General features: G+C 48.7%; 27 protein-coding genes. 9 read left to right on the top strand and 18 right to left on the bottom strand.

What is annotated here, in order from left to right:
- The 10 genes from secE to fkpA form a co-directional block, all read right to left on the bottom strand.
- The gene (secE, locus tag ACWA5Z_RS05150) at positions 1 to 411 is read right to left on the bottom strand and encodes a preprotein translocase subunit SecE (RefSeq protein WP_431054228.1); all 411 of its coding nucleotides are present in this window, start codon (positions 409 to 411) and stop codon (positions 1 to 3) included.
- 186 nt (positions 412 to 597) lie between these two features.
- Positions 598 to 1,782 (bottom strand): elongation factor Tu, encoded by a 1,185-nt coding sequence (gene tuf, locus ACWA5Z_RS05145; RefSeq protein WP_431050653.1) that lies wholly within the window; start codon positions 1,780 to 1,782, stop codon positions 598 to 600.
- Positions 1,783 to 1,842: 60 nt separating this feature from the next.
- The gene (gene fusA / locus ACWA5Z_RS05140; RefSeq protein ID WP_431054227.1) at positions 1,843 to 3,948 is read right to left on the bottom strand and encodes an elongation factor G; all 2,106 of its coding nucleotides are present in this window, start codon (positions 3,946 to 3,948) and stop codon (positions 1,843 to 1,845) included.
- Between the two features lie 94 nt (positions 3,949 to 4,042).
- Positions 4,043 to 4,513 (bottom strand): 30S ribosomal protein S7, encoded by a 471-nt coding sequence (rpsG, locus tag ACWA5Z_RS05135; RefSeq protein WP_431054226.1) that lies wholly within the window; start codon positions 4,511 to 4,513, stop codon positions 4,043 to 4,045.
- 113 nt (positions 4,514 to 4,626) lie between these two features.
- Complete coding sequence (rpsL, locus tag ACWA5Z_RS05130) at positions 4,627 to 5,001, bottom strand: 30S ribosomal protein S12 (protein WP_034616415.1); 375 nt, start codon at positions 4,999 to 5,001, stop codon at positions 4,627 to 4,629.
- Between the two features lie 191 nt (positions 5,002 to 5,192).
- A complete protein-coding gene (locus tag ACWA5Z_RS05125; RefSeq protein WP_431054225.1) occupies positions 5,193 to 5,483 on the bottom strand; it encodes a DsrH/TusB family sulfur relay protein in 291 nt (96 codons plus the stop codon).
- A 20-nt stretch (positions 5,484 to 5,503) separates the two neighbouring features.
- On the bottom strand, positions 5,504 to 5,860 hold the full coding sequence (gene tusC, locus ACWA5Z_RS05120; RefSeq protein ID WP_431054224.1) for a sulfurtransferase complex subunit TusC: 357 nt from the start codon (positions 5,858 to 5,860) through the stop codon (positions 5,504 to 5,506).
- A complete protein-coding gene (tusD, locus tag ACWA5Z_RS05115) occupies positions 5,857 to 6,237 on the bottom strand; it encodes a sulfurtransferase complex subunit TusD (protein ID WP_431054223.1) in 381 nt (126 codons plus the stop codon). Before tusD ends, tusC begins: the two co-directional genes overlap by 4 nt.
- Positions 6,237 to 6,908: a helix-turn-helix transcriptional regulator gene (locus tag ACWA5Z_RS05110; RefSeq protein ID WP_431054295.1), complete on the bottom strand. Its 672-nt coding sequence runs from the start codon at positions 6,906 to 6,908 to the stop codon at positions 6,237 to 6,239. The genes tusD and ACWA5Z_RS05110 overlap by 1 nt, the downstream gene beginning before the upstream one ends.
- Before the next feature lie 76 nt (positions 6,909 to 6,984).
- A complete protein-coding gene (gene fkpA / locus ACWA5Z_RS05105; RefSeq protein ID WP_431054222.1) occupies positions 6,985 to 7,716 on the bottom strand; it encodes an FKBP-type peptidyl-prolyl cis-trans isomerase in 732 nt (243 codons plus the stop codon).
- A 120-nt stretch (positions 7,717 to 7,836) separates the two neighbouring features.
- On the opposite strand from fkpA, the gene ACWA5Z_RS05100 reads away from it, so the two are divergent.
- Positions 7,837 to 8,058: a SlyX family protein gene (locus tag ACWA5Z_RS05100; RefSeq protein ID WP_431054221.1), complete on the top strand. Its 222-nt coding sequence runs from the start codon at positions 7,837 to 7,839 to the stop codon at positions 8,056 to 8,058.
- Here the strand turns inward: ACWA5Z_RS05100 and fabR are convergent.
- Both fabR and oxyR read right to left on the bottom strand, forming a co-directional pair.
- On the bottom strand, positions 8,055 to 8,678 hold the full coding sequence (gene fabR, locus ACWA5Z_RS05095; protein ID WP_431054220.1) for an HTH-type transcriptional repressor FabR: 624 nt from the start codon (positions 8,676 to 8,678) through the stop codon (positions 8,055 to 8,057). The two genes, ACWA5Z_RS05100 and fabR, sit on opposite strands and share 4 nt — an antisense overlap.
- Positions 8,679 to 8,695: 17 nt before the next feature.
- Entirely contained in the window at positions 8,696 to 9,595 is a 900-nt protein-coding gene (gene oxyR / locus ACWA5Z_RS05090; protein WP_431054219.1) for a DNA-binding transcriptional regulator OxyR, read from the bottom strand.
- Positions 9,596 to 9,821: 226 nt separating this feature from the next.
- On the opposite strand from oxyR, the gene hemC reads away from it, so the two are divergent.
- The 4 genes from hemC to ACWA5Z_RS05070 are packed head-to-tail and all read left to right on the top strand — an operon-like array spanning position 9,822 to position 14,444.
- The gene (gene hemC, locus ACWA5Z_RS05085; RefSeq protein ID WP_431054294.1) at positions 9,822 to 10,748 is read left to right on the top strand and encodes a hydroxymethylbilane synthase; all 927 of its coding nucleotides are present in this window, start codon (positions 9,822 to 9,824) and stop codon (positions 10,746 to 10,748) included.
- Positions 10,749 to 10,760: 12 nt separating this feature from the next.
- Positions 10,761 to 11,528, top strand: coding sequence for a uroporphyrinogen-III synthase (locus ACWA5Z_RS05080; protein WP_431054218.1), 768 nt, complete (start codon positions 10,761 to 10,763; stop codon positions 11,526 to 11,528).
- A 7-nt stretch (positions 11,529 to 11,535) separates the two neighbouring features.
- Positions 11,536 to 13,191: a uroporphyrinogen-III C-methyltransferase gene (locus tag ACWA5Z_RS05075; RefSeq protein WP_431054217.1), complete on the top strand. Its 1,656-nt coding sequence runs from the start codon at positions 11,536 to 11,538 to the stop codon at positions 13,189 to 13,191.
- 14 nt (positions 13,192 to 13,205) lie between these two features.
- Complete coding sequence (locus ACWA5Z_RS05070; protein WP_431054216.1) at positions 13,206 to 14,444, top strand: heme biosynthesis HemY N-terminal domain-containing protein; 1,239 nt, start codon at positions 13,206 to 13,208, stop codon at positions 14,442 to 14,444.
- A 42-nt stretch (positions 14,445 to 14,486) separates the two neighbouring features.
- Here ACWA5Z_RS05070 and cfa read toward each other — a convergent pair whose 3' ends face one another.
- The 6 genes from cfa to rfaD all read right to left on the bottom strand — a co-directional run bounded on the left by cfa (position 14,487) and on the right by rfaD (position 20,741).
- Positions 14,487 to 15,617, bottom strand: coding sequence for a cyclopropane fatty acyl phospholipid synthase (cfa, locus tag ACWA5Z_RS05065; RefSeq protein ID WP_431054215.1), 1,131 nt, complete (start codon positions 15,615 to 15,617; stop codon positions 14,487 to 14,489).
- 200 nt (positions 15,618 to 15,817) lie between these two features.
- Positions 15,818 to 17,149, bottom strand: coding sequence for an HslU--HslV peptidase ATPase subunit (hslU, locus tag ACWA5Z_RS05060; protein ID WP_431054214.1), 1,332 nt, complete (start codon positions 17,147 to 17,149; stop codon positions 15,818 to 15,820).
- Between the two features lie 18 nt (positions 17,150 to 17,167).
- Positions 17,168 to 17,692: an ATP-dependent protease subunit HslV gene (hslV, locus tag ACWA5Z_RS05055; protein WP_431054213.1), complete on the bottom strand. Its 525-nt coding sequence runs from the start codon at positions 17,690 to 17,692 to the stop codon at positions 17,168 to 17,170.
- 74 nt (positions 17,693 to 17,766) lie between these two features.
- Positions 17,767 to 18,732: a lipopolysaccharide heptosyltransferase RfaC gene (gene rfaC / locus ACWA5Z_RS05050; protein WP_431054212.1), complete on the bottom strand. Its 966-nt coding sequence runs from the start codon at positions 18,730 to 18,732 to the stop codon at positions 17,767 to 17,769.
- Between the two features lie 10 nt (positions 18,733 to 18,742).
- Complete coding sequence (gene waaF / locus ACWA5Z_RS05045; RefSeq protein WP_431054211.1) at positions 18,743 to 19,786, bottom strand: lipopolysaccharide heptosyltransferase II; 1,044 nt, start codon at positions 19,784 to 19,786, stop codon at positions 18,743 to 18,745.
- A gap of 28 nt (positions 19,787 to 19,814) precedes the next feature.
- Positions 19,815 to 20,741, bottom strand: a complete 927-nt coding sequence (gene rfaD / locus ACWA5Z_RS05040; protein ID WP_431054210.1) for an ADP-glyceromanno-heptose 6-epimerase — start codon at positions 20,739 to 20,741, stop codon at positions 19,815 to 19,817.
- Between the two features lie 192 nt (positions 20,742 to 20,933).
- On the opposite strand from rfaD, the gene ACWA5Z_RS05035 reads away from it, so the two are divergent.
- The 4 genes from ACWA5Z_RS05035 to ACWA5Z_RS05020 all read left to right on the top strand — a co-directional run bounded on the left by ACWA5Z_RS05035 (position 20,934) and on the right by ACWA5Z_RS05020 (position 25,546).
- Positions 20,934 to 21,281: an MmcQ/YjbR family DNA-binding protein gene (locus tag ACWA5Z_RS05035; RefSeq protein WP_431054209.1), complete on the top strand. Its 348-nt coding sequence runs from the start codon at positions 20,934 to 20,936 to the stop codon at positions 21,279 to 21,281.
- A gap of 230 nt (positions 21,282 to 21,511) precedes the next feature.
- Positions 21,512 to 22,849 (top strand): FAD-dependent oxidoreductase, encoded by a 1,338-nt coding sequence (locus ACWA5Z_RS05030; protein WP_431054208.1) that lies wholly within the window; start codon positions 21,512 to 21,514, stop codon positions 22,847 to 22,849.
- Between the two features lie 141 nt (positions 22,850 to 22,990).
- Positions 22,991 to 24,007 carry an AI-2E family transporter gene (locus ACWA5Z_RS05025; protein WP_431054207.1) on the top strand — a complete coding sequence of 339 codons (1,017 nt, stop codon included), beginning with the start codon at positions 22,991 to 22,993 and terminating at the stop codon, positions 24,005 to 24,007.
- A 360-nt stretch (positions 24,008 to 24,367) separates the two neighbouring features.
- The gene (locus ACWA5Z_RS05020; RefSeq protein ID WP_431054206.1) at positions 24,368 to 25,546 is read left to right on the top strand and encodes an iron-containing alcohol dehydrogenase; all 1,179 of its coding nucleotides are present in this window, start codon (positions 24,368 to 24,370) and stop codon (positions 25,544 to 25,546) included.
- The last annotated feature ends 99 nt before the right edge of the window (positions 25,547 to 25,645 follow it).

The following is a 25,645-nucleotide window of genomic DNA, read 5'->3' as shown; positions in this document are numbered from 1 at the left end:
TTAAAATCTCAAGTTGGTTAAAAACGAAATCACGGCAATAATAAGGGAGTCAAATCCCCACAACACTAATGAGGCAACCACTGTTACGCCAAATACGATTAACGTTGTTTGGGTGGCTTCAGACCGTTTAGGCCATACGATTTTTCTTAATTCGCCGCGGGACTCTTTGAAATAAGCAACTGCTTTTTTACCTTGGTTGGTGATTGCCGCCAATCCTAGTGCTGCCGCCATTAAAATCACCATCGCCACAACACGAATTGCCAACGCAAATTGATCGGCAAAGTAGGTGTTGCCGACAGCTGCAACAATAATCAACAAGACAGCCAAAATCCAAAGCAGATTGTTAGTTGCTTTACTTTTGCCCTCATGACTTTCAATAAGTTGTTGTTTTTTAATATTTTCTAAACTCATGCTTTTTATCTATCCGACTCAGTGAATAACGGTATAATTTTGAACGAGCGATTGTAGCATTTTCTTTGTGGATTGGGTAGTTGGATTATCGGCAAAAGCGATAATTTCTTGGCTTATTGCGCGTGGACAGATCGAAAAAAGGCACTCGAAAGTGCCTTTTTGCTCGTTTGTGCTTGCAAACATCAATTATTTGATGATTTTCGCCACAACGCCCGCACCAACGGTACGACCACCTTCGCGAATCGCAAAGCGTAAGCCTTGGTCCATCGCAATCGGGTGAATCAGGCTGACAACCATTTTGATGTTGTCGCCAGGCATAACCATTTCCACGCCTTCCGGTAACTCGATTGTACCGGTTACGTCTGTGGTACGGAAATAGAATTGCGGACGGTAGCCTTTGAAGAACGGAGTATGACGACCGCCTTCATCTTTAGACAATACGTACACTTCTGATTCGAAGTCAGTGTGCGGAGTGATTGAACCCGGTTTCGCCAAGACTTGGCCACGTTCGATTTCTTCACGTTTGGTACCACGCAACAACGCACCGATGTTCTCACCCGCACGACCTTCGTCTAACAGTTTACGGAACATTTCAACACCGGTAACGGTGGTTTTGGTGGTGTCTTTGATACCGACGATTTCAACTTCGTCACCGGTACGTACGATACCGCGCTCAACACGACCGGTAACTACCGTACCACGGCCGGAAATGGAGAACACGTCTTCGATTGGTAACAAGAACGGTTGGTCGATCGCACGCTCCGGCTCAGGGATGTAAGTATCCAAGTGCTCTGCCAATTCGATGATTTTCGCTTCCCACTCAGCGTCGCCTTCCAACGCTTTCAGCGCAGAACCGCGTACGATTGGGGTATCGTCGCCCGGGAAATCGTATTGAGACAGAAGCTCACGCACTTCCATTTCAACCAGTTCCAACAACTCTTCGTCATCAACCATGTCGCATTTGTTTAAGAATACGATGATGTAAGGCACGCCTACTTGGCGACCCAACAGGATGTGTTCACGAGTTTGTGGCATTGGACCGTCAGTTGCCGCAACAACCAAGATCGCGCCGTCCATTTGCGCCGCACCGGTGATCATGTTTTTCACATAGTCAGCGTGTCCCGGGCAGTCAACGTGCGCATAGTGGCGGGTAGGGGTGTCGTATTCAACGTGTGAGGTGTTGATGGTGATACCACGTGCTTTTTCTTCCGGCGCGTTATCGATTTGATCGAATGCACGCGCGGCACCGCCGTAGGTTTTTGCCAATACGGTTGTGATTGCAGCGGTTAAAGTTGTTTTACCATGGTCAACGTGGCCGATTGTTCCCACGTTAACGTGCGGTTTTGTACGTTCAAATTTTTCTTTAGACACGATTAAGTTTCCTTATCTGAATTCTACAAGCCTTACGGCTTGTAGATTTGTTTAACAATATTACTTCGCTTTGCGTGCTTCAATTACAGCATTTGCCACGCTGGTCGGTGCTTCGGCATACTTCAATGGTTCCATTGAGTAAGACGCACGACCTTGGGTTTGCGAACGAAGGTCTGTTGCATAACCAAACATCTCTGAAAGTGGAACTTCAGCATTGATTTTGACAACAAATTCATTACTTTCTTGACCGTTCACTAACGCACGACGACGGCTCAAGTCACCGATTACATCACCCACATAATCCGGTGGTGTTTCAACTTCAACTTTCATGATTGGCTCAAGCAATACCGGTTTTGCTTTCATATAACCGGACTTGAACGCCAAAGAGGCAGCCAATTTAAACGCCAACTCAGAGGAGTCAACATCATGATAAGAACCGAAGTGTAAACGGACACCCAGATCAACGACAGGATAACCTGCCAACGGACCGGATTTCAATTGTTCTTGAATACCTTTATCAACCGCAGGGATATATTCGCCAGGGATTACACCGCCTTTGATTTCATTCACGAACTCATAACCAGGACCTTCCGGCTCCAATGGATACAGGTCAATCACCACGTGACCGTATTGACCACGACCACCGGATTGTTTCGCGTGTTTACCTTCAACATCTTTAACGGTCTCGCGAATTGTTTCACGGTAAGATACTTGTGGTTTGCCGATGTTTGCTTCGACTTTAAATTCACGACGCATACGGTCAACCAAGATATCCAAGTGTAATTCACCCATACCGGAGATGATGGTTTCACCCGACTCTTCATCAGTGTGAACACGGAATGACGGATCTTCTTGTGCCAAACGACCTAAAGCGATACCCATTTTTTCTTGGTCAGCTTTGGTTTTCGGTTCAACCGCAACAGAGATTACCGGCTCTGGGAATTCCATACGCTCAAGAATAATCGGCGCATTTTGGTCACATAAAGAATCACCGGTACCCACATCCTTCAAACCGATAGCCGCAGCGATATCGCCCGCGCGAACTTCTTTGATCTCTTCACGTTTGTTCGCGTGCATCTGTACGATACGACCGAAACGCTCACGTTTTTGTTTCACGGAGTTGATTACGGTATCGCCGGAGTTGATTACACCGGAATACACACGGAAGAAGGTCAGGTTACCCACGAACGGGTCAGTTGCAATTTTAAATGCCAAAGCAGAGAACGGCTCGTCATCAGACGGGTGGCGCTCACCTTCGGTGTCATCTAAGTTGATACCTTTGATCGCAGGAACGTCTGTCGGCGCCGGTAAATATTCGATTACCGCATCTAACATCGCTTGCACACCTTTGTTTTTGAACGCAGAACCACAAGTTACCAAGATGATTTCATTGTTCAGCGCACGTTGACGCAGACCGCTTTTGATTTCTTCTTCGGTCAGCTCTTCGCCGCCCAAATATTTTTCCATCAACTCTTCAGAGGCTTCCGCCGCAGCTTCGATTAGGTTTTGTTGCCATTCTTCGGCTTCTGCCAGCAATTCAGCCGGAATATCTTCGTAAGTGAACGTCATACCTTGATCGGCTTCATTCCAGTTGATCGCTTTCATTTTGACTAAGTCGATCACGCCTTTGAAGTTGTCTTCAGCGCCTACCGGCAGCTGTAAAGGCACGGCATTACCGCCTAAACGTGCTTTGATTTGCTCAACCACACGCAGGAAATTGGCACCGGTACGGTCCATTTTATTTACGAACGCGATACGCGGAACTTTATATTTGTTTGCTTGGCGCCATACTGTTTCAGACTGAGGTTGTACGCCGCCTACCGCGCAATACACCATTACCGCACCGTCAAGTACACGCATAGAACGCTCTACTTCGATAGTGAAGTCAACGTGTCCCGGGGTGTCGATAACATTAATACGGTGTTGAGGGAATTGGTTTGACATTCCGCTCCAGAATGCTGTTGTTGCAGCGGAAGTGATGGTAATACCACGCTCTTGTTCTTGCTCCATCCAGTCCATGGTTGCTGCACCGTCATGTACTTCACCGATTTTGTGACTTACACCGGTATAGAACAGGATACGTTCGCTGGTGGTTGTTTTACCCGCATCGATATGAGCACTGATACCGATATTACGATAACGCTCAATTGGAGTTGTTCTAGCCACGATTATTTCCTCTCGTTAGGCGTTGAAAAAGAATTTTGTATGTAACAGGCTTGAAAAACTCAAGCCTGTTGTCCGTATGATCAATAACGTCGGATTACCAACGGAAGTGAGCAAACGCTTTGTTAGCTTCGGCCATACGGTGAACGTCTTCACGTTTCTTAACCGCTGCGCCTTTGTTGTCTGCCGCATCGGATAATTCGTTGGCTAAACGTAATGCCATTGATTTATCACCGCGTTTGCGAGCTGCATCGACGATCCAGCGCATACCTAAGGCATTACGACGTACCGGGCGCACTTCAACCGGCACTTGATAAGTTGAACCGCCAACGCGACGAGATTTAACCTCTACGGTTGGACGCACGTTTTCCAATGCGATTTCAAAGGCTTCCAAATGATCTTTACCGGTACGCTCGGCTAATGTATCCAGCGCATTGTAAACGATTTTTTCAGCGATAGACTTTTTACCGTCTACCATTAATACATTGATGAATTTTGCAAGTAGTTCTGATCCGAATTTAGGATCTGGAAGGATCTTGCGTTGACCAATTACACGACGACGTGGCATGGCATTTCTCCGTTTTTTTCTTCAGGTTACCCAAAACTCGTTGACTGGAGTTATGGTTTATATTGTTTGTTTAAGCTAAATATTAACGTTTGGCCTTACTTAACGGAGATCCATTAAGCTTTAGGTCTCTTAACGCCGTATTTAGAACGCGCTTGTTTACGATCTTTAACGCCTGCGCAGTCTAATGCGCCGCGAACGGTGTGGTAACGCACACCCGGTAAGTCTTTAACACGACCACCGCGGATAAGCACAACGCTGTGCTCTTGAAGGTTGTGCCCTTCGCCGCCGATGTATGAGGTTACTTCGTAACCATTGGTTAAACGAATACGGCATACTTTACGTAATGCAGAGTTCGGTTTTTTAGGTGTAGTTGTGTACACACGGGTACACACGCCACGTTTCTGCGGGCAAGCCTCTAATGCAGGAACGTTGCTTTTTACAACCTTTTTAACACGCGGTTTGCGTACTAGCTGGTTGATAGTTGCCATTAAAAAAGCTCCAGTTTATTAATATTATTCATAAAGAATGTAAAAGTTAATTCCACCCAATAATAGAATGGACGCAGAATTTTAGACCTTAGGGGGGAGAAAGTCAAGGATTAGCGCACGATCGGCTGATCATTTTCTGCACACGATCTAAACCGTACGGCCAAACCGCACTTTGCCTGCTTTTGGGATGTTTAACGTGCCAGTTGCGGAAAATAGCGTTCGGTCAGACTGACCCATTCGGGCAAACTTAAACTGTAAACCGTCAAGTGCGGTGCGAACTGCGTTATATCCAAATTACGCGCGGCTAAATCCTGTTGCAGCACATAAATAGCCGCGCGACAGCCGTGCAACTGCTCGGCGTATTTGCTTAACGCCCATACGCCGTCTTGCCAAAACAGCAACGCATCGGCGGCGGTTGCCGCTTGGGCGTATTGCCCTAACAACTGCGAATCATAATTGGTTTGCGAAAAAGTATAAAGCATTGGAGTTAATCCTACATTAATTAAAACGTCAGCACTTTTTCTGCCGTTGCCAGTTTTTGCAGCAATTGTTCAAGCGGTAAAACTTGTGTTGTGATAAGGCTATGTTCACTGCTTAAATTCAGCCGTTGCCACGCTTGTTGTGCCGAATAGCGCTGTTCGATCTCATACAAATCCAACAACTTAAATGCGCTCAAGTGGTCTTTTTGTAACAGCAAGTGCGGTTGTTGCGGCAATAAATTCAGCACGCCGTCTTCGATAAAAAAAACGCCAATGTCTGTTTCAGCAACAAAGGCGCTTGCCGCCAACAATGCGTCCAAGCCTTCACGGCTGGCGGAAGAAGCAAAGGGGGCTTGAGTAAACACCACTGCCAGTTTCATAACGTAATCACCCTGTCGGCTTCCAGTACCGCACGGCTAAATTCGCCCAGCCCGGCGATTTCAAACCCGTCGGCCAAATTATTCTGCATGCCGTCAACCGCACTTTGCGGCGCAACCACGCCACGTCGCTGTGCCGCCGCCACGCACAGATTCAACCGCACTTGCTGTTGTTTTGCCAAGGCTTGCCATTGTGCCAACAGATTGGGTTCGTCATTTGCCGGATAGCTGAAAGCATTGCCGTTAGACACGCCCTCTCGGTAAAAAAAGATTTGGCTTAATTGATGTCCGGCCGCCAGCAGCGCTTGCGCCAGTTGTAAGGCTAGGGCCGAGCCTTGTCCGCCGTATAGCGGTTGCGTGACTTGTAACACGTAGCGCATTACAGCTCCGTTTCGTCCTGTTTAATTTGACGGATATACAGATAAACCGTGTGGCGCGAAATATCCAATCGTTCTGCCACTTGATGAATCGCGTCTTTAATATCAAAAATACCTTTTTCATACAGTGAGATGACGATTTGTTTATTTTTGCTGTTATTCGCCACGCTGACATCCGCGTTAATTTCCTCAATGGTATATTCCACCGTCTGCGCCACCAAATCTTCTACCGAATTGGCAAAATTGACCGCCGAGGATAATTCTTGCTGGGTATCGGTCGGCACAAAGGTTTGCAGCACCTGTGACAACGGCGCATCCAGATTTATATTGATACACAACAGCCCGATAATCCGTTTGTCTGCATTGCGGATGGCAATCGTCACCGACTTCATCAATACATTGCCCTTCGAACGGGTGAAATAAGGTTTGGACACATTGTCGGTCTGCATGTGGTGCAACGAACTGAGCGCCAAATCGGTGATCGGTGAGCCGACTTTGCGATTGGTGTTGTGTCCGTTGGCAATAAAAATCGCCGAACGCTGTAGATCTTCCAATGAGTGCAACACGATTTCACAATGCGAGCCAATCAATGCCGCCAAGCCGTCAACCACGGCACGGTAAGATTGTAAAATTGCCTGATCTTGTTCTGTAAAAGGTCGAGTATCCTGTACCATATCAAATTGTGGATTTAAATAACGCAGTGAAAACGACAAGACTACCGCACTTTACGGTAGTCTTGCAAATAATGGCTTATTGTTTTGCCGCTTTAGTCACGTCCAACAATTCAATGTCGAAGACTAAAGTCGAATTTGGCGGGATATTGCCGGTCGCGTGGCTGCCATAACCCAATTCCGCCGGAATGACCAGCTCAATTTTGCCGCCTTTTTTGATCAACGGAATCCCTTCGATCCAGCCGGGAATCAATTGGTTCAATTGAAATTCAATCGGCTCGCCGCGTTTCACCGAACTGTCGAACACTTCGCCATTAATCAGCTTGCCTTCATAATGGACTTTGACGGTGTCTGTCGGTTCAACGGTATCCCCTTCGCCGGCTTTCTCAATACGGTATAACAATCCGGATTTGGTGCTTTTCACGCCGTCTTTCGCGGCAAATTCCTTACGGAACGCTTCGCCTTTGTCTGCGTTTTCTTTTGCCGCTTGCGCTTCTTTTTCCGCAACCACTGCGCCCAGTTCTTGATCCAATTTACGCAATTGTTGTTCCAATTGCTGATCATTCAACTTGCTTTTGCCTTCTAAAGTCTGTTTTAAACCTTCGATAATTTGAGCCTGGTCATACGCAATCAGCTCTTTTTGCGAATCAACGACTTGTTGAATATTTTTTCCCATTAATACGCCGAGCGCATAAGATGAATCTTCAACGAATTTCGGCTCTTTTAAGGTTTCGCCGGCTGCCAAGGCAGAGGCGGAAACCGCACTTGCGATGAATAATGCGACTACCGATAATTTCTTTTTCAATAACATCTTGGTTTTCCCCTTTTAGTCTGGAGTGGTTAGATAAATCATCCTATACTATATATTCGTTGCCGAATAGGTTAAAGTACATTCTTTCCGTATATAAGGTCAATTTTTATAAAAATCAATATGCCGTCACTGAATAAATTACAACAACAACTTGCCGAACTGGAAGTCAAACTGACCTTTCAAGAAGGCACTATCGAAGATTTGAATCAAGCGCTGATCGAGCAACAATTCATTATCGACCGTTTACAACAGCAAGTGCGGTTATTAGCCAGAAAACTGACCGACTTGCAACCGTCGAATATCGCCTCGCAAGCGGAAGAAACCCCGCCGCCGCATTATTAGACAGGCTGCGGCACTTTCTCTTCGACGATTTTCACCGCCCCTTTGGCAATCATTCTTAACTGTAAAATCAAGCGCTGTTTTAAGGCTTCCCGTTCTTTATTATTCATATCCAGCGCGTGCGAGCCGGCGGTAAACACAATCGTCACCATTCCTTCCGCTTGTACATACGCCAAATAGCGCGAATCGCTGTCCTGTACCACGATATATTCGGTCAGCTCGGCGACAAAATGTTGAATTTCACGCGCTGCGGCGGTACGAAATTCTTGTGACGTACCAGAACTTTCGCGCAGCAGCAAACGGAACATATTCGGGCGTTCATCAATAAATTCAAAAAAGGTTTCCACGGAAATCACAATCACGCTGCCGCCGCGTTCGATTCGCTTGCGCGCCTGCCGCATTAGCTGGCGCAAAATCAAACCGGCTTCGTCCACCATGGTTAAACCGAGCTCGTCCATATCGCGAAAATGACGGTAAAACGACGTCGGCGCAATCCCGGCTTCGCGCGCCACTTCACGCAGACTGAGGTTGGAAAAACTTTTTTCCGCGCTCAACTGATTAAACGCGGCATCAATCAACGCCCGTCGGGTTTTTTCTTTTTGTTGCGCTCGAACGCCTGCCATCGTTAAATTCCTATTGCTTATTCGGATAATCGCGGCGCAACCGCACTTTGAATGATTTTCGCAATTCGCTCATAACGGGTGCGCAGCGGCGAGCCGGGACGATAGGCTAAAATCACACTGCGATACGGTTCAGGATCGCTAAACGGAATATATTCCACCCCTTGGCGGCTGCCTTCGTTAATAATCGCCAACTTCGGCATTAAAGTCACGCCGGTATTGGCGGCAACCATATTGCGCAGCGTTTCCAAACTGGTCGCTTGGAAATGGTTATTTTCACGCGCCCCGGCCGTAAAACAATAATCCAACGTCTGTTCCCGCAAACAGTGCCCGTCATCCAACATTAAAATTTCTTGATCTTTCAATATGCTTAACGGTAAATCCACCGCACTTGCCCACGGATGTTTCGGCGAAACCGCCAATAACATTTTTTCTTTAAACATCGGCACTTCGATAAAGTTACCCGTTTCCGGCACCTGTGCCAAAATCGCACAATCCAACTGCCCCATTTCCAATTTTTCCAGCAGCGTTTGGGTTTGCGCTTCGTATAAATAGAGTTCTAAATCGGGAAAATCCTGCTCTAACATTGGCAACATGCATGGTAACAGGTAAGGTCCTAAGGTTGGGATCACGCCAATATGCAGCGGTCCGCTCATTTCCTTGCCTTGATTACTTGCCATTTCGCGGAAGATTTGCACTTCGAGCAAAATTTTACGCGCCTGCTCCACCAATAACAGCCCGGATTGGGTGAACAATACTTTGCGGCTGGTACGCTCCAACAGTAAAATGCCCAGTTCATCTTCCAATTTACGGATCTGTCCGCTTAATGTCGGCTGGCTGACGTGACAAGCGTCAGCCGCTTTGCGAAAATGTTTATGTTCCGACAACGCCACCAAATATTCCAAATCCCGGATATTCACAATAAGCCTCTACGATTGATTCATCTGATAAAAAATGTGAGTTATTATAATCCATTCCTGTGCATTCCCCGTCAACTTTTTACGCAAAATAAGCCCAAAATCGCGCTTATTCGTTATTTATGCGACAAAATCGACAGGAAATCGCGCTAATCCTCGCCGTAACGCTGACAATTCGTGCCAACAATGATAGGATTAATCACTCTTTCAGCAACCGAACATGATGAAAATGAAAAAAATAATCCGTATTGCGACCCGTCAAAGTCCGCTTGCCTTATGGCAAGCCAACTTTATCCAATCCCGTTTACAGCATTTGTATCCCGCCCTGACGATTGAATTGATTCCGATGGTCACTAAAGGCGATATCATCTTGGATACGCCGTTGGCAAAAATCGGCGGGAAAGGTTTATTCGTCAAAGAATTAGAACTGGCGCTACTGGAAAACCGTGCGGATTTGGCAGTACACTCCATGAAAGACGTGCCGATGGAATTCCCGCCAGGATTAGGCTTGAGCGTGATTTGCGAACGGGAAGATCCGCGTGACGCCTTTGTCTCCAACCGCTATACCGCACTTGAGGATCTGCCGCCAAGTGCGGTGGTCGGCACCTCCAGTCTGCGCCGACAAGCGCAACTGCAAGCCCTGCGCCCCGATTTACGGATTAAATCGCTGCGCGGCAATGTCGGCACCCGCTTAAGCAAATTGGATAACGGCGATTATGATGCGATTATTCTGGCGGCTTCCGGTTTAAAACGTTTAGGCTTGAACGAGCGAATCCGCTCGCTGATTCCGGCGAATCAATCGTTGCCCGCCGCCGGACAAGGTGCGTTGGGGATTGAAACCCGCATTGACGATGACCACATCAACCAGCTGTTACAGCCGTTACAACATTTGCCAACCCACTATTGCGTCACGGCAGAACGCGCGATGAACCGCCGTTTACAAGGCGGCTGCCAAGTGCCGATTGCCGGTTTCGCCCAAATTCAGGAAGCGCAGCTATTTCTAAAAGCCTTGGTTGCCAAGCCTGACGGCAGCACGATTTTACGCGCCGAAGGTAAGCGTCCGATCGCCGAAGCCGAACAGCTGGGCATTGAAATCGCCGAGCAATTATTGGCGCAAGGCGCCGGCGAGATTTTAAACGCGATTTATCACGCTTGAGGAGGAGATCCGATGGCGGTTTTAGTTACTCGCCCCGAACCGAATGGCGAAGCCTTATGCCAATTGCTAAACCAGCAGGGATTCGCAACCTTGTACGCCCCCATGTTCGGCATTGAAAAAGGAGCGGATCTCAACCGTCTGCCACAGCAATTGCAGAACCTGCAAAGCGGGGACTATGTCTTTGCCGTCTCAAAAAACGCCATCCGGTATGCCGATCAAGTGTTGCGTAATGTCGGCTTGCATTGGCGCAGCGATTTGCATCACTTCGCCGTCGGGCGCCGCAGCGCCGAATATCTGAGCAGCATGATAGAAAGTGCGGTGCATTATCCCTATCCGGAAGAAAACAGCGAAGGCTTGCTCACCCTGCCATTAATGCAACACTTAACCGATAAACAACTTCTTATCCTGCGCGGCAACGGTGGACGGGATCTACTGCGGCGGCAGGCAAGTGCACGCGGCGCAAAAGTTGAAATATTGGAATGTTATCAACGAATCGCCAAAGAATATGATAATATTCAACAGATTAGCATTTGGAAACGCGCCGGAATCAACACGATTGTGGTCACCAGTAACGAAATTTTGCGCTATTTAGTGGAATTTGTACCAAAAAATGACCATAATTGGTTGACTCAATGTCATTTGATTACGATTAGTCCGCGTATTACCCGATTGGCACAAGACTGTGGCTGGCAAAATATTACCCAGACCAACCGTGCGGATAATGCTTCGATTTTGGAAGCGCTATTGTCATTGAAACACGAATTGAACGAGCAAAGGTAGGATAAACATGAGTGAAAAACAAACGCTTGACAACCATGCAGACTCAAAGCAACATTCCGCGGCGGAACAAAGTGCGGTTTCGTTAGATACAACTGCGACTGAAACGGTTTCCGAAGCCAAAGAAAAGCAAAGTTCATCGGCAACCGACTCGGCTAAAACCACCAAAACGGCAAGCAATGCTAAAAAAGCGGCGGTTAAACCTGTAACGAAACCCGAAAGCAAACAACCGACGGACGATGAAAAAACCACATCCGCCGCACGTGAAAAACCACACTCTGCGACCACGGCAACGCCACCGACTAAATCCGGCGGCAAAGGCTTGTCCTTATTTGCCATCCTGATTGCGTTAGGCGTCGGTGCCGGCGGCTATTTTTGGGGCAACCAGCAACTCAGCGCATTGCAACAGCAAGTCGGTACGCTTTCAGCCGAATTGGCAAAATTACAAGCACAACCCAGCACAAGTGCGGTTCAACCAGTAATGCAAGACAATAGCGAAGCGGTCAAAACCGCTTTGCAAAGCCAGTTTGCCGAATTACAAACCGCGCAAGCAAATGCGCGACAACAAACCCAGCGTGAAATTCAACAGCTGAGCGCCGCTCTGGATCTGCAAAAAACGGAAAACAGCGAACTGCGTAACCAATTAAATAAATTAAGTTTTAACAATAAGACGGAAGCGAACGATTGGCTGATGTCGGAAGCCGATTTCCTTCTGACCAATGCCCAGCGGAAATTAGTGTTAGATAACGACATCGACACCGTCGTATTGCTGCTACAGGAAGCCAACCAAACCCTGCAACAAGTTTCGACCTCACAAGCCTTATCGATCCGTACGGCGATCAGTAATGATTTGGCGCAATTACAAACGGTGAACGATGTTGATCAAGATCTGATTATGTCGCAACTCAGCTTGTTGGTATCGCAAGTGGACAATTTGAAAGTCTTGGCACTGAATCCGGCAAATAAAGCCAACACGGAAGTGAGCGATTCGATTGACGATTGGCAACAAAATTTAGAAAAGAGCGCCTCCTCGTTCCTTTCCCACTTTATCCAAGTACGGAAAAAAGATCCGAATCGTCCCGAATTCTTAGCGCCGGATCAAGATATCTTCTTGAAAGAAAATATCCGTCTCAGCTTGCAAGTGGCGTTGATAGCCGTGCCGCGCCAACAAAACGAAGTGTATAAACAATCGTTAAATTCGGTTGCCAGCTGGATTCGCAGTTACTTTGACACCGACGATTTCTCGGTTCAACAGTTCCTGCAACAAGTGGATCAACTGAAAGAGCAATCCATTTATGTCAATGCGCCGCAGCAATTAAGCGCATGGCAGGCAATCGGCACCGTTTTGAACCGCGATTACCGCACATTAGGACAGTTTTCCAACACAAAAGCACAGGAAAAAAGTGCGGCGGAAAGCCCGAAAAAGGTAACGGATAGCACGCCTGAGCCGGCTGTTAATACGGAAGAGGACGGAGATAAGAAAGCGCAATCGCCGGCTGAAAGCGAACAGACGAATACCCCTGCCGCAACCACTCGGCAGGAAAGTCGTGCGAATGAAACCGCAGGCGACACAGCGGCGGCAAATGACCACAGCCCATCCGCGCCGGAAAACGAAGCGGCACCGTCTGTCCCAGCCGCGCCGGCTCAAGAAACCTCAGCACAATAATAGGAGCAACCGCTATGTTTAAAGTTCTCTTTTTAATGCTGATTTTGCTGGCAGGCTTGGTTGCCGGACCTTATCTTTCCGGCAAACAAGGCTATGTGTTGATTTCGACCGCCAATCATGACATCGAAATGACCATTCCGACCTTGGTGATTTTGTTTGTATTGTCTCTGGCAGCGGTCTATCTGATCCAAGCGGCAATTTCCCGCTTCTGTAGTCTGAACAAAAGCACCTACGGCTGGTTTTCCCGCCGCAAACGCCTGAAAGCGGAAAAACAAACCCTTGCCGGTTTGATCAAAATGGACGAAGGCGACTACGCCAAAGCGGAAAAATTGATCGGCAAAAATGCCAAACACGCCACCGAACCGGTGCTCAATTTCATCAAAGCGGCGGAAGCGGCACAGCAAAAAGGCGATGAGTTCAGCGCCAATAAATACCTGATTGAAGCGACCAAACTTGCCGGTAACGATAATTTGGTAGTCGAATTGTCACGCACCCGTATCCTGCTGCAACAAGGCAAACTGTCCGCCGCCCGTAGCTCAATCGACAGCCTACTGCTGCTCGCTCCGTATAATCCCGAAGTCTTGCGTTTGGCAGTGGATATTTACCTGCAATCCAAAGCTTACGCCTCATTGGATGAGTTATTCGGTCGGGTGGAAAATAAATTGAATTACAGCCGTGAAAAACTGCTGCAATTACGCCATCAAATCGAGGACGGCTTACAGGATGAAAAATTGAACGAGGAAGGCGTTGACGGGCTGTTGGCTTGGTGGCAAGAACAAAGCCGTAAACGTCACAATGATATCTATGCCAAAACCGGGATGATAACACGCTTGATTGCGGCGAATGATCATGAATCCGCTTACGAATTGGCACTGGAAACCGTGAAAAAAGTCGAAAGCAAAACCGAACGCTTGGCGCTGTTGCAGCAGCTACCGCACTTGCAATTTACCAGTGACAATAAGCTGGTTAAGATACTGGAAAAACAACTCGCCGCCAGCAATGACGAAGAACTCAAACTCGCTTATAACCGCGCCTTAGGTTACTTGGTATTGCACAAAAACGAGTTTCAACAAGCCAAAAGATACCTTGATAAGGTGTTGCAACACCCTCTGACGGCAAAAGCGGAGGACTATACCGTTGCCGCTTATGCTTATGAACAGCTAGGCGACAGTATCGAGGCGCAACGCATTCGCGAAAAGGGCTTCCAACAATTGATTCGAACCAAACAGCCTGCGGCAATCACACAAGCCTAATCCTATTCAGCCCCGTCCACAGCGGGGCCGATTTTTATCACCTCAGCAGTAGCGCTTGATTCCCCCTTCCACGCCGTTCGGACTAAACAACACTTGCCATAATTGAATATCTCTGGCGCGGAAAGCGCCGGCACAACAATTCAGATAGTAAGTAAACATGCGCTTGAAGCGCTCATCATACTTTCCGCTCGCTGCCAATGATGGCCATGCCCGGCAGAAATTCTCGTACCATGCCATTAACGTCTTGTCATAATCACTGCCGAAATTATGCCAATCCTCCATAATCAAATGTCGCTCTGCGGCTTGCGCAATCTGTTGTACCGACGGCAAATTGCCATTCGGAAAAATATATTTATTAATCCAGCCGTCAACTTTATTCGACGTGATATTCGAACCGATCGTATGTAACAAAAAAATGCCGTCCTGCTTTAATGCACGGGCGACAATCTTAAAATAGTCCGCATGATTTTTAGGCCCGACGTGTTCAAACATTCCCACCGAGACCACCCGATCATACTGCCGTTGTATATCGCGATAATCCTGCAACAAAATCTCCACATCCAGCCCTCGGCAACGCTGTTGTGCCAGAATTTGCTGCTGCTTTGAAATCGTGACGCCGGTCACCTTAACGCCATAGTGCTCCGCGGCATACTTTGCCAAGCCACCCCAGCCGCAGCCGATATCCAGCAGGGTCATTCCGGCTTTTAAGCCTAATTTTTCACAAATCATGCGCAACTTAGCCGCTTGTGCCTGCTCTAAATCCGCGGCATTCGCCCAATAGCCGCAGGAATATTGCATATTGCCGTCTAACATCTTTTCAAAAAGATCATTGCCTAAATCATAATGTTCACGCCCTACAATCCAAGCCCGCCGGCGTGACTGCATATTCGTGCCGCGCATTAACAGGGCATGAATCACATCCGGAATACTGGCAGGCAGTACACGATCAGCGTGGCTACGTAATAATTGATAAAAAAACTGATCAAGCCGCTCACAATGCCACCACCCGTCCATATAACTTTCCCCCAGTCCGATGGAGCCAAATTGAACCACCCTGGCATAAGTCTGGGGATTATCGATCTGAATATCATAGGGCTGGGAACCATTCGCCGTGATCCCGGCGTGTTCTAAAATACGGCTAACAATCTGTTTACTACGATCTTGACGTCTCATGCTCACTTCCTTATCGACTGGCTGGGTAAAAGAGATCTTATGATATAGTTTAAACAGCATTCATTAACACGCTTTAGTATCAACTAAATCGCCCAAGAATATGCTTTTATTCAAACAAAAATAGAGAGGCGCAAAGTAACGCATAAAAAAACGGTTTGTTATCACTAACAAACCGTTTCGCTCAGCTTATCTCGAGCTGATTAAAGAATAAACCGGCTCAAATCTTCATCTTCGACAATATCGCCCAGTGCGCTAACAACATATTGCGCGTCGATAGTCACGCTTTGACCGGACATTTCGCTGGCATCGAATGAGATTTTATCCATTAAACGCTCCAACACGGTGTGCAAACGGCGTGCGCCGATGTTTTCGGTTTTTTCATTCACGCGGAAAGCCGCTTCGGCGATTTTCGCCACCGCATCCGCAGTGAAATCCACATTCACGCCCTCGGTCGCCATTAACGCTTTATATTGCTCGGTTAAAGACGCATTCGGCTCCGTCAAAATGCGCTCGAAATCTTTACTGCTTAACGCGCTCAATTCCACCCGAATCGGCAAACGCCCTTGTAATTCAGGGATTAAATCCGACGGACGCGCCACTTGGAACGCCCCGGAGGCGATAAACAGAATATGATCGGTTTTCACCATGCCGTGTTTGGTGTTAATCGTACTGCCCTCCACCAACGGCAACAAATCCCGCTGCACCCCTTCGCGCGACACATCCGGACCGGAGCTTTCGCCGCGTTTGCAGATTTTATCAATCTCGTCGATAAACACGATTCCGTGCTGCTCAGTCGCTTCAATCGCTTTCTGTTTCAACTCTTCCGGATTAATCAATTTCGCCGCTTCGTCTTCAACCAGAATTTTCAACGCATCTTTGATCTTCATCTTGCGTTTTTTGGTCTGCCCGCTCGACAGATTTTGGAACATCGACTGCAACTGATTGGTCATCTCTTCCATGCCGGGAGGCGCCATGATTTCAACGCCGACCGAAGCCGCCGCCACATCAATTTCAATCTCTTTTTCGTCCAACTGCCCTTCACGTAGTTTTTTGCGGAACACTTGGCGCGTGCCGCTCTGTTTATCGCTTTCTTCTTCCGCGCCCCAACTGTTTTTCGCCGGCGGCAACAGAATATCCAAAATGCGATCTTCCGCCATTTCTTCGGCACGGTAACGGTTTTTGTCAATTTCGGTTTGGCGTACCAATTTCATCGCCACATCGGTCAAGTCACGGATAATCGAATCCACTTCCTTACCGACATAACCGACTTCGGTGAATTTGGTCGCTTCCACTTTGATAAACGGCGCATTCGCCAATTTCGCCAAACGACGGGCAATCTCGGTTTTCCCCACGCCGGTCGGACCGATCATCAGAATATTTTTCGGGGTGACTTCATGGCGCAGCGTATCATTCAACTGCATTCTGCGCCAGCGGTTACGCAGCGCAATCGCCACCGCTCTTTTGGCAGCATTTTGACCGATAATGTGTTGATCCAATTCGGATACAATCTCGCGCGGAGTCATCTCAGACATATTTTTTCCTTATCTTGTTTATTCGGGCAACTGCTCGATGGTTTGATTCAAATTGGTGAACACGCAAATATCACCGGCAATTTTCAGCGATTTTTCCACGATTTCGCGCGCGGATAACTCGGTGTTTTGCAACAACGCCCGCGCCGCCGACATCGCATAGTTGCCGCCGGAACCGATGGCCAGAATATTGTCCTCCGGTTGCACCACATCGCCGTTACCGGTGATAATCAGCGATTCGGTTTCATCGGCGACAATCAACATCGCTTCCAAACGGCGCAACGCCCGGTCGGTACGCCACTCTTTCGCCAACTCGACCGCACTTTTCAACAAATGCCCCTGGTGCATTTCCAACTTGCGTTCAAACAATTCAAACAGCGTAAATGCGTCCGCCGTCCCGCCGGCAAAACCCGCCAGCACCTTATTATGATACAAACGGCGCACCTTGCGCGCATTGCCTTTCATCACCGTATTGCCTAACGAAACCTGCCCGTCGCCGCCGACGACAACTTGCCCGTCACGGCGCACGCTCACTATCGTGGTCATAAATTACCTCACATTGATTGGGTTAATGTGGGTTATATGGAGGTAAAAAGTGCGGTTTCAAGCAACCCGTTGATTTAATTTTTAGACGAGAGTTGTGGGAGTAAGGTTTGTAGCACCTGTTGTGGTCCAATCTTATCCATACTCTCCGCCGCCAGTGCGGTTTGGTTTTTACCGTAACTGCCGATCAGTTTAGGATCGCTTGCACCATAAAGGGTAATGTTGGGTTTATCCAACGCGGCGGTGAGGTGGGACAAGCCGGTATCGACCGAAACCACCGCTTGCGCATGGGCAATTTTTTCCGCAATTTGCGACAGCGTGGTTTTCGGCAGCACCTGCACATAATCAATACCGTGCGCCAAGCGTTCGGCGCGTGACCGCTCTTTTTCGTTGCCCCACGGCAGTTGGATTTGATAACCGGACGGCGCAAGTGCGGTTATCAGCTCGCGCCATGCGCTTTCTGACCAGTGCTTATCATCGCGCGTAGTTGAGTGGATAAAAATGAGATACGGCGTTGTGTTGTTTGTTTGCGTTAAGAAATGGCGGGCAATGCCGTAATCGCCTTGTTCACTTGGTAACACATAGCCTAAACTGTGGGCAAACAACTGGCGAATCCGTTCGACGGCATGTTGTTGATAGCTGATGGTATAGGTTTTATCATAGAAAAAACTCGCCAGCGGTTCGCGAATCGACCGACGGTCATAACCGTGTTTTGTGCCATGCGCCAACCGTGTGGCAAAAACCGCACTTTTCACTAGCCCCTGCGCATCAATCACCGCGTCATACTGCTGTTGTTGCAGCAAAGTGCGGTATTGTCGCCACTCCTCCTGTGTTTGCGCACTCAACGGCTGCTTACGCCAACGGCGTAATGCAATCGGAACCACTCGATTCACCGCCGAATGCCAGCGTGGAATTTCGGCAAAGTTTTCCTCCACCACCCAATCCACCTGCAAATCGGCAACCGCACGTTGTGCGTCGGTTAAAGCCGGTAGCGTATGCAAAATATCGCCCATTGAGGAGGTTTTGACGAGGCAGATTTTCATGCGCTTTGCCTTATCGCTTTAAAAGTGCGGTCAGCTTTTCCACCACCAATTCCGGCTGAATATCAATCAAACTTTGGTGGTAGCCCTCTGCGCTGTCGCTGCCTTTGCGCACTTTGATTAAGCCGCCTTCAATCAGGCGGATGATTTCCACCTTGTCGCTCAACGGCGGCGTGTATTGCGGGCTGGTCGGGCCGTAGAGCGCGACCAGCGGGCGTTGTAAGGCGGCGGCGATGTGCATTAAGCCGGAATCATTGCTGACTACCGCCGTACAGCAAGAGATCAAATCAATTGCTTCTTCCAGCTGGGTTTGCCCGGCAAGATTGATACAGTAGCGCTGAAGTGCGGTTGGCAGACTGCTGCGGATCTGTTCGGCAACGCTATCGTCTTTGCTTGAGCCGAAAATATGGATTTGGTAGCCCTGCGCAATCAGCAATTCCGCCAGTTTGGCGTAATGGTAATGCGGCCAGCGTTTTGCCGGTCCGAATTCCGCGCCTGGGCAAAAACCGATAATCGGGCGGTTGTCGGCAAGTGCGGTCTGCTTGGCAAATTTGTGGCAGGTTTTATCGCGCTGCGCTGCCTCGACCGTTAAATACGGATACGGAATCGGCAATTCGCTAGCCGCCGGAACCGCACTTTTCTCGAAGGCAAGTGCGGTATAACGCTGCACCATCAACGGGTAATCCCGTTTGTTGCTGCGCAGGTCATTGAGCACAAAATAACGGCTTTCGCCTTTCCAACCACGGCGTTGCGGGATTTTGGCAAACAACGGAATAAACGCCGATTTCAACGAATTAGGCAGAATGATCGCCTGATCGTATTGCTTGCGCAGCGATTTGCCCAAACGGTAACGCTCGCCCAAAGCAAAGCTGCCGTGTCCGATGGGCATGGCAATCGCCTTGTTGACTTCGGGCATTCTCGACAACAGCGCACGACACCAATTCGGCGCAAGCACATCAATCACACAGTGCGGATCGCGCTGTTTCAACACCTGATATAAGCTGTGCGACATCATCATATCGCCGACCCATGACGGTCCGATTACCAAAATTCTCATTGCGCTCTGCTCACTTACCTTTTACTTACTACTTTTTGTTTAGCCATGCCATATATTCCGCCACGCCTTCGGCAACGGTCTTGAACGGTTTATCATAGCCGGTGGCGCGCAGATTGGTTAAATCCGCTTGGGTATATTCCTGATAACGGCTTTTCAGATGTTCCGGGAACGGAATGGTTTCGATTTGCCCTTGCTGATGGAATTTCACCACCGCTTTGGCGACCTCTTCAAACGATTCGGCATTGCCGGTGCCACAGTTGTAAATGCCTGAAACACCGTGCTGCCAACACCAGATATTCACCTGCGCCACATCGCCGACATAGACGAAATCACGGCGGAAATGTTCGCTGCCGGCAAACAGTTTCGGATTTTCCCCTTTTAAAATTTGATTATTTAAATGAAATGCCACGCTCGCCATGCTGCCTTTATGGTTTTCGCGCGGGCCGTAAACATTAAAATAACGGAAGCCGCACACCGGCGATTCCGCTTCCGGCAGGATTTCGCGCACATATTGGTCGAACAGGAATTTGGAATAGCCATACACATTCAACGGCCCTTCAAACTCGCGCTGTTCTTTGAATTCGGTTTTGTCGCCGTAAGTCGCGGCAGAAGAGGCGTATAAAAACGGAATGCGGCGATCCAAGCAATAATGCAACAACTCTTTCGAATATTCGTAGTTGTTGCTCATCACATATTTACCGTTCCATTCGGTGGTGGCGGAACATGCGCCCTCGTGGAACACCGCCTCGATCTCACCGAATTCGTCACCGGCGATAATCGAGGCGATAAAATCCTCTTTATCGCAATAGTCGGCGATGTCCAAATCCACCAAATTGGCGAATTTCGTGCCGTCGGTGAGGTTGTCCACCACCAAAATATCCTTGCGTCCGAGATCATTTAACGCCTTCACGATATTACTACCGATAAATCCTGCACCACCTGTTACGATAATCATAATAATTCCTTAATTTGCAAAAAAGTTAAGGCTATTGTAATAGAAATCGCGAGCAAGTGAAAAGCGATTGTGCAGAAAAAGGCAAAGTGCGGTTTGGCTGGCTTTCCAAGCCAATTTTCCGCCTCACTTACTATAGTCCAAGCCCATTTTACGACATAATATGCTATCTTATTTATTTTAGGAAAAGTAAACATGACCGCCGAACAGCTGATTCACTATATCAACACCCAATACAGCGCCGCCCCCGATTATCCTTGGGTGAAATATCCCGATTATGCGGTTTTTCGTCATGCCGACCGTAAATGGTTTTGTTTGTTGATGAAGGTGGAGGCAAATAAATTAGGTTTGCATAGTGAGGAACGGCTGGAGGTAATCAATTTGAAAGCGCAACCGGAATTGGTCGGGGCATTGCGCGCAATCAACGGTATTTTTCCCGCCTATCATATGAATAAGGAACATTGGATCAGCGTAGTGCTGAATCGCGTTGCAGAACAAACCATTTATGAGCTGATTGACGACAGCTATCGTTTGACCCGTTAAGTGCGCAATTACAGGCATTAGCCGCATTTTATCAAGTCGAATATCAATCTGAAGCAGAGTAAAATCCGGCGCAAAGTGCGGTTCATTTTTGCGATCTCATCCACAAAATTTCGCTAGAAATAAGATTTTTGCTGTAAGTTATGAGCATAATGGGTGCTTGTTATACGTTCCGTCAGTGTATATTAAAAGCATGTTTTTCAGTGAAATAATCTCATCCGAAGGATCCCAATATGCAACAACTAGACATTCAAAATTTAATCATCGGTTTTGGTAAAGCCGGAAAAACCCTCGCCGCCGATTTGGCTCAACACGGGCAAAAAGTCATTTTGGTCGAAGCCAGCGAGCAGATGTATGGCGGCACTTGTATCAATATCGGTTGTATTCCGTCCAAAAAACTGTTGGTCGAAGGCGAACGCCAACAGCCGCTTGAAGATAAAGAGCAGGCGTTTCAACAGGCTATGCAAGCCAAAAACGGTTTAATCGCTAAGTTACGCGCAGCTAACTTCACTAAACTGGACAGCTTGGATAATGTGCAAGTGATCACCGCCAAAGCCCGTTTTGTCGACGAACACACCGTTTTGTTGCAAGGGCGGGACGGCGAATTCCGCGTCAATGCCGAACGTATTTTCATCAATACCGGCAGCCAGCCGGTTGCGCTGAATGTTCCCGGTGCCGACGGCGAACACATTTACGACAGCACCGGCATTTTATCCTTAAGCCAACGCCCGCAACGTTTGATCATTATCGGCGCCGGTTATATCGCATTGGAATTTGCCTTTATGTATAGCCAATTCGGCAGTGCCGTCACGGTGGTGGATGTCGGCGATACGTTCCTGCCTCGGGAAGATCGCGATATCGCCGATGAAATGGCACGCGTCCTGAAATCGCGTGGCGTCGAAATCGTCTTAGGCGCAGCGGTGCAACGCTTTGAGCAAAGTGCGGTCGGAACCAACGCGATGACTTCGCAGGGAAATTTCACCGCCGACGCCGTATTGGTGGCGATTGGACGTCGTCCGAACACCGACGGTTTGGGCTTGGAAAATGCCGGAATTGCCGTCAGCGAACGCGGATTTATCCAAACCGACAACCAATTACGGGTTAAACCGCACATTTGGGCAATGGGCGATGTGGCGGGCAGCCCGCAATTTACCTATATTTCGTTGGATGATTATCGTATCGTGCGCGAACAATTATTGGCTGAAGGCAAACGCCACACCCAAGATCGGCTGGTATTCCCGACCGCGGTGTTCACCGAGCCGCCGTTAGCACAAATCGGGATGACGGAAAGCCAAGCCGCACAATCCGGACGTACTTACCGTGTCGCCCGCCTGAAAGCCGAAGCGATTCCGAAAGCCAAAGTCTTAAACCAAACCGACGGTTTGCTGAAAGCGATTATTGATAACGAGAGTGATGAAATACTCGGCGTCACGCTGTTCTGTGCCGAAGCACATGAATTGATTAATTTATTCAAAGCCGCAATCGATCATCGGATCCCGGCGGGCTATTTCAAAAACCAGATCTTCACCCACCCGACCATTGCCGAAGGGTTAAACGATCTGTTTGCTTGACCGTCATGCTGTCGGTTGTCAGGCGGAAGCAATTCAATACATCCGCCTGACATTTCGTCGGAGCGCAAAATTTAAACGCTATAAAAATCGGCTGTGACGGTGTAAAATCAGCACATGATCCGCCGAAATGAGCCGCTTACCATGCGTAATAACGCGATATTAACCGCCAATACTTTTTTGCTGACCATCAGTGCCGTCTTGATTATGTGGCTGCCGGTGTTATGGCTGCAGCTGACATCGGCGCTGTTTGCCGCCTTGATCAGCTACTCTGCCGTCACTGCCCTGAGCCGACAACTGCGCCGTTGGCACAATGGGTTGCGCCATTCGGAACTCATCGGCGCCTTGCTATTGTGCTTCGCGTTGATTGCCGTGTTGTTTCTGTTAAGCGACTGGTTGGACGACAAAACCGACCGCTATTCCTTAACTGCCTTAATGGCGCGATCGGCGGCGATTCTGGATCAACTGCACGCCACGCTGCCGCACGGGCTTGCCGAGCATATTCCCGCCTCGCTGGATACGCTGAAACAAAGCCTGTCGCACTTCTTCAAATCCCATGCCGCAGCGCTGCAATTGGCGGGAATCCATACTTTGCGCGGCGTCGGACACATACTTGCCGGAATCGTCATCGGTGCCATTGCCGCCGTGCAGCTGCCGTTGTTTTCCCCCTTGAGCCCAAAACCGCTTGCCCGCACGATTCACCTCCAGTTTATCGACTTATTGAAAGGCTTTAGCGATGTATTTTTCGGACAAGTGCGGATTGCGCTTCTCAACACATTTCTGACCGCACTTTACCTGTTAGTGCTGCTGCCCCTGCTCGGCAAGACGTTGCCGTTGTCCGGCACCTTGGTGGCGCTCACCTTTTTTGCCGGGCTGATTCCGGTGGTCGGCAACCTGATTTCCAACGGCTTTATCGTGATTATCAGCTTAAACGACGGGCTCAGCGTCGCCGGGATGTCATTAGGCTGGCTGATTGTGATCCATAAACTGGAATATTTTCTCAATGCGCATATTATCGGGCATAAAATCAAAGCCGCCGCTTGGGAACTACTGATCATAATGTTATTCATGGAAGCCGCGTTCGGGATTGCCGGCTTGATCAGCGCGCCGATTATCTACGCCCAATTGAAAAAAGCATTGTTAAAGCAAGACTGGCTATAAGCGCAAACCGCACTTTGCCGTATGTTACCTTCTATAACAAAAGCCGTTTTTCGCACCGCTTTGGTACACCGTTTGCTTCTTTTGCCATGATACGAGCGCTGTTGAATTGATTAATTTATTCAAAGCGGCAATCGATCATCGGATCCCGGCGGGCTACTTCAAAAACCAAATCTTCCCCACCCGACCATTGCCAAAGGGTTAAACGATCTGTTTGCTTAACCCGTCGCAAGCCAATCCGCCGGGCAAGTGATCCCCAAATCACTTGCCCGGCGCTATTTTCTTGTATTACCTATTTATCTCCACAACATCTGAACTTATACTGGTAGCTAGCCATTTATTAATAATAACCAGGAGCTCAAAATGAACAACTTCACTTATTTCGCCCCAACCAAAGTGATTTTCGGTAAACAAAGCGAAAATCAGGTCGGCGATTTAGTCCAATCGCTCAACGCCAAAAAAGTCTTGCTGCATTACGGCAGCGGCAGCGTGATTCGTTCCGGGCTGTTGGCGCGAGTGAAAAACGCCTTGGCGGCGGCAGGGATCGCAAGCGTAGAACTCGGCGGTGTGGTGCCGAACCCGCGCTTGTCATTAGTTTATCAAGGAATCGAACTTTGCCGTCGCGAACAGGTGGATTTTATTCTGGCAGTCGGCGGCGGCAGTGTAATTGACTCCGCCAAGGCCATCGGCTACGGCGCGGCGGAAGACGGCGATGTGTGGGATTTATTTGAACACAGCCGTAAAGCAAGCGCCTGCTTGCCGCTTGGCGTGGTGTTAACCATTGCCGCTGCCGGCAGCGAAATGAGCGGCGGTTCGGTGATCACAAAAGACGAGGTCGGAATCAAACGCGCTTATGACGACGATTTATCCCGTCCGAAATTCGCCGTCATGAATCCCGAATTGACCCTCACGTTGCCTGATTACCAAACCGCCAGCGGCTGCGTTGATATTTTAATGCACACCATGGAGCGCTATTTCACCGCCAACGGCAGTATGGAAATCACCACCAGCATTGCCGAAGCCTTGCTGCGCACCGTAATGCGCAACGCACAAATCCTGCATGGCAACCCGAATGATTATTCCGCCCGTGCCGAAATCATGTGGGCTGGCAGCTTGGCGCACAACGACTTGACCGGTTGCGGCAACGGCGGCGGAGATTGGGCGACCCATATGTTGGAACACGAAGTCGGCGGCATGTTCGATGTGGCACACGGTGCTGGCTTGGCGGCAATTTGGGGAAGCTGGGCGCGTTATGTCTATCAAGATTGCCTTGCACCGTTCGTGCGTTTTGCGCTAAACGTCATGGGCGTAAGTGCAGACGGCAGTGAGCAAGAGATTGCGCTGAAAGGGATTGAAGCGATGGAAGCGTTTTACCGCAGCATTGCCATGCCGACCTCACTGCGCGAATTGGGCATTACGCCAAGCGACGAACAATTGCAGCAGATGGCAAAACAATGCAGCCTTGCCGTTAACGGCAAAATGGGCTCCGCCAAAGTGTTGCGCGAAGCGGATATGTATCGCATTTACCAAATGGCACTGTAAGTCTCCGAATCAAACCGCACTTTGGGGTCAGATCAAAATCGCAGCAAAGTGCGGTAACAAGCCATATGTTAGCGACAAATCGCAACAACGTGCGCTAGC

Source organism: Testudinibacter sp. P80/BLE/0925 (genome assembly GCF_053570785.1).
This window is presented reverse-complemented; position numbering and strand designations above follow the sequence as displayed.